Source organism: Mycobacterium sp. TH-M15 (genome assembly GCF_057473705.1).
On record NZ_JBYCLB010000148.1, the window covers coordinates 1 to 4,452 of the forward strand.

3 protein-coding genes and 1 pseudogene are annotated in these 4,452 nt (G+C 68.9%); 2 read left to right on the forward strand and 2 right to left on the reverse strand.

Features of this window, described 5'->3' with window-relative positions; all coding sequences use genetic code 11:
- Positions 1-106 precede the first annotated feature (106 nt).
- Positions 107-765, reverse strand: a pseudogene (locus AC2VNT_RS03590) (DUF222 domain-containing protein).
- Between the two features lie 57 nt (positions 766-822).
- On the opposite strand from AC2VNT_RS03590, the gene AC2VNT_RS03595 reads away from it, so the two are divergent.
- On the forward strand, positions 823-1,686 hold the full coding sequence (locus AC2VNT_RS03595) for an SDR family oxidoreductase (protein WP_486945552.1): 864 nt from the start codon (positions 823-825) through the stop codon (positions 1,684-1,686).
- Between the two features lie 37 nt (positions 1,687-1,723).
- A complete protein-coding gene (locus tag AC2VNT_RS03600; protein WP_486945553.1) occupies positions 1,724-3,118 on the forward strand; it encodes an NAD(P)/FAD-dependent oxidoreductase in 1,395 nt (464 codons plus the stop codon).
- Between the two features lie 6 nt (positions 3,119-3,124).
- Here the strand turns inward: AC2VNT_RS03600 and AC2VNT_RS03605 are convergent, their stop codons facing one another.
- Positions 3,125-4,363, reverse strand: coding sequence for an O-succinylhomoserine sulfhydrylase (locus tag AC2VNT_RS03605; RefSeq protein WP_486945554.1), 1,239 nt, complete (start codon positions 4,361-4,363; stop codon positions 3,125-3,127).
- Positions 4,364-4,452: the final 89 nt, after the last annotated feature.

A 4,452-nucleotide genomic window follows, 5' to 3' on the forward strand; every position in this document is an offset into this window, starting at 1 on the left:
CCCGCGTCGGCTCCAGCTACGACCTGTGTTTCGCCTTCCTCGCCCACACCGGCCTTTCTCTATGACCGTCGATCACTCTATTATCGAAACATCTTTAGTGCGCGGGTCATCCCGGCACACCGTCTCGGCCAGCTTGGTCGAGGCGACGATCCAGCGCGGCCCCGTCGGCCGCATGTACCTGCGCCCAGATGCCGGCAAGGCCGGAAGCCGTCGGCCCGACCTCGACGTACCGGTCCTGGTTGCGCTGACCCGGGGCGCGCAGGCCAGCCGGGTCGAACCGGGTGATCCACATGTCGATACGCTCTGCCAACTTGGGTCCGGACAACCGCATCCATTTCGGTCCATGCCGAGCGATTGCGGCGTCCAGCTTGGCGACCAGCACCGCGTTCTCCACCAGCTCGGTGCGGTACACCACCGCCGCCATCAGCCGGAAATCGATGTCGCCGCGGGCGAAAACCTCGGCCGCGGCAGGCGTTCCCGCAGTTCGATCGCGTAGCGCAGCCGCCCCCGCGCCCGCCCCCGGCTGATGCACAGCGCGGAGGCGATCTCGGCCACCACGTTGTCGTGGCCGTCGACCGCCCAGTTCAGCCGGTCGACCTCGTCCTCGGGTGCCCGCCGCGCATACAACTCACCGATCGCGGCGAACTCTCGCCCGCACATCGCGTTCTGCCGCCGGGCGGCAGCGGTGATCGCGTCGACCACGCCGGCATCCTCGACACCACGGAAGTCGTCCACGAGCCGGGGAGGCGAGTTCACATCGAACATACATTCGATTATAGATCGATCCCCCGACAACCTCGCCGGAACGTAGAGTCGACCGCTATGGACAACATCGCCGGCAAGACCATCGCCGTCACCGGCGGCGCCCGCGGCATCGGTCTGGCCATCGGCACCGCACTGCTGGCCCGGGGAGCCCGAGTGGTGATCGGCGACCGCGACGTCGGTGCGCTGGAGAGCACGGTGAAAACCCTCGCCGGACGAAGCACCGTGGGCTCTGTCACCGGCCACCCCCTCGACGTCACCGACCGGGAATCCTTCGCGGCCTTCCTGGACCAAGCCCGCGCCGAGACCGGCCACATCGACGTGTTGGTCAACAACGCCGGCGTGATGCCGATCGGTGCGTTCCTGGAATTGTCGCCGCAGGCCATCCGCTCGGCGATCGAGGTGAATTTCGTCGGCGTGATCAACGGCTGCCAACTGGTGCTTCCCGAGATGGCCGAGCGCGGCAGCGGGCAGATCGTCAACATCGCGTCGGTGGCCGGCATGGTCGCGGTTCCCGGGCAGGCGGTCTACGCCGGAACCAAATTCGCCGTGGTGGGTCTGTCCACCGCGCTGGCCGACGAGTTCGCCGATCGCGGCGTGATCGTCTCGGCGGTGCTGCCGACCTTCACCGAGACCGAGTTGATCTCCGGCACAACGAAGACCTCGGCGCAACGACGGGTTCAGCCCGAAGACGTGGCGGCCGCCGTCGTCAGAATCATCGACAAGCCGAAGACCCAGGTCTCGGTGCCCGGGTCGCTCCGGTTCATCGCGATCGCCACGATGCTGTTGCCGGCCCGGGCCCGCCGCTGGCTGGGCAGAAAGACCGGCACCGACCGGGTCTTCCTCGACTTCGACGCGGCGGCGCACCGGCAGTACGCCGACCGGGCCCAATCCAGCACCGGCCTGACCGAACCCGACAACTAGGCTGAAGCAGCGACAGTCCGGCACCGGGGAGGGCGAGATGACGACCGACGGAGACGGCACTCGCCACCGGGTGGTGATCATCGGGTCCGGCTTCGGCGGGCTCACCGCGGCCAAAGCGCTCAAGCGCGCCGACGTCGACGTCACCGTCATCGCCAAGACCACCAGCCACCTGTTCCAGCCGCTGCTCTACCAGGTCGCCACCGGGATCCTGTCCGAGGGCGAGATCGCCCCGAGCACCCGACTGGTGCTGCGCAAACAGCGCAACACCCGGGTGCTGCTCGGCGACGTGACGCAGCTGGACCTGACCACCGAGACGGTGACGTCGCGGCTGATGGACATCGAGACGGTGACGCCCTACGACAGCCTGATCGTCGCCGCCGGTGCACAGCAGTCCTACTTCGGCAACGACCACTTCGCCACCTACGCGCCCGGAATGAAGACCATCGATGACGCGCTGGAGCTGCGCGGCCGGATCCTCGGCGCGTTCGAGGCGGCCGAGGTCGCCACCGACCAGGCCGAGCGGGACCGTCGGCTGACCTTCGTGGTGGTCGGTGCCGGCCCGACCGGGGTCGAGGTGGCCGGGCAGATCGCCGAACTGGCCGACCGCACGCTGGCCGGGGCGTTCCGCACCATCGCACCGAGCGACTGCCGGGTGATCCTGCTGGACGCCGGGCCGGCCGTGCTCGGGCCGATGGGCGAGAAGCTCGGCCGCAAGGCGCAGCGCCGGCTGGCCAAGATGGGGGTGCAGATCGGGTTGAACGCGATGGTGACCGAGGTCGACTACCGCGGCATCACGATCAAGGGCATCGACGGCGCCGAGCAGCGCATCGAGTGCGCCTGCAAGGTGTGGGCGGCGGGCGTGCAGGCCAGCCCGCTGGGCAAGCTGATCGCCGACCAGTCCGACGGCACCACGGTGGACCGGGCCGGGCGGGTGCGGGTCGAGTCGGACCTGACCGTCAAGGGCCACCCGCACGTCTTCGTGGTCGGCGACCTGATGAGCGTGCCCGGTGTTCCGGGCATGGCGCAGGGCGCAATTCAGGGTGCGACGTATGCGACCACGTGCATCAAGCGGTCGCTCAAGGGCCGCGACGATCCGGCCGCGCGGGCGCCGTTCAAATACTTCGACAAGGGCAGCATGGCGACCATCTCCCGGTACAGCGCGGTCGCCAAGGTCGGCCGGCTGGAGTTCGGCGGCTTCCTGGCCTGGCTGGCCTGGCTGGTGCTGCACCTGTACTACCTGGTCGGCCACAAGAACCGGTTGACGACGATAATCGCTTGGGGCATCTCGTTTCTCGGCCGCACCCGGGACCAGATGACGATCACCAGCCAGATGATCTACGCCCGGCTGGCGATGAACCGGCTGGCCGAACACCAGAACGGTGCGCTGGCGGCCAGCGAACGGGCCGAGCGGGCCGAGCAGCGGACTGGCTGACCCCGATCAGCCCAGCGCCTGGTCCAGGTCGGCGATCAGGTCGTCGACCCCCTCCAGGCCGACCGAGATCCGCACCACCCCGTCGCCGAGGCCGATCGCCGCCCGCCCTTCGGTGCCCATCGCCCGGTGGGTGGTGGTGGCCGGGTGGGTGATCAACGACTTGGCGTCGCCGAGGTTGTTGGAGATGTCGATCAGCCGTAGCCGGTTCAGCAGTTCGAACGCCCGCTGCTTTGCGGCGTTCTCGCCCGCGTCGAGTTCGAAGGTGATCACCGTGCCACCGCCGGACATCTGCCGGGTGGCCAGCTGGTGCTGCGGGTGCGACGGCAGGAACGGGTAGCGCACCCAGCGCACCGCCGGATGGGCCTCCAGGAACGCGGCGATCCGCAGCGCCGAGGTGTTGGCATGTTCGACCCGAACTTCCAGCGTCTCAAGGCCTTTGAGCATCAGCCAGGCGTTGAAGGCGCTGATCGTCGGCCCGGTGTGCCGCATCAGCTGCTGCACCGGTCCGTCGATGTAGTCCTTGTCGCCGAGGATCGCCCCGCCCAGCACCCGACCCTGCCCGTCGAGGTGTTTGGTGCCGGAGTACACCACCGCGTCGACGCCGAGTGGAAAACCGCGCTGCAGCAGTGGGGTGGCAAAGACGTTGTCCAGCACCACCTTCGCGCCGGCCGCGTGGGCCAGTTCGGTGACGGCGGCGATGTCGACCAGCGACTGCATCGGGTTCGCCGGGGTCTCGAAAAACACCGCGCTCGTGGGCTTGGAGGGGTCGGCCAGCGCCCGCTCCCACTGGTCGAGATCCTCGCCGTCGACGAAGACCGTTTCGATCCCCCAGCGCGGCAGAATCTCGTTACAGATCACGAAGCACGAGCCGAACAGGCTGCGGGCGGCCACCAGCCGGTCTCCCGCACCCAAGAGCGCACCGAGCGAGACGAAGACCGCCGCCATGCCGCTGGCGGTGGCGAACGCCGCGGGTGCGTCCTCGATCAGCCGCAGCCGCTCCTCGAACATCGAGATGGTCGGGTTGCCGTAGCGGGAGTAGACGAACCGGTCCATCTCGCCGGTGAACGCCTGCTCGGCGGCTTCGGCGGATTCGTAGACGTACCCCGAGGACAGGTAGAGCGCCTCGGCGGTCTCGTTGAACTCCGAGCGCAGCAGCCCGCCGCGCACGCCGAGGGTGGCCGGGCTCAGACCCTCGGGCAGCGGGACCGGAGTGCGGACGGACCGCGGCTCATCGGCGGGGCTCACGATCGGGTCCAGGGCAGCCCGGCGGGGAGGTTCTCGTTGCGCTCCCCGGCGGCGTTCACCCACTCGATGTAGACCACCTCGCGGCCCAG

What these genes read in the sequence shown, in the direction of transcription:
- AC2VNT_RS03595 (WP_486945552.1), top strand. Translation starts at nt 823, where the DNA reads ATGGACAACATCGCCGGCAAGACCATCGCCGTCACCGGCGGCGCCCGC.
- AC2VNT_RS03600 (WP_486945553.1), top strand. Translation starts at nt 1,724, where the DNA reads ATGACGACCGACGGAGACGGCACTCGCCACCGGGTGGTGATCATCGGG.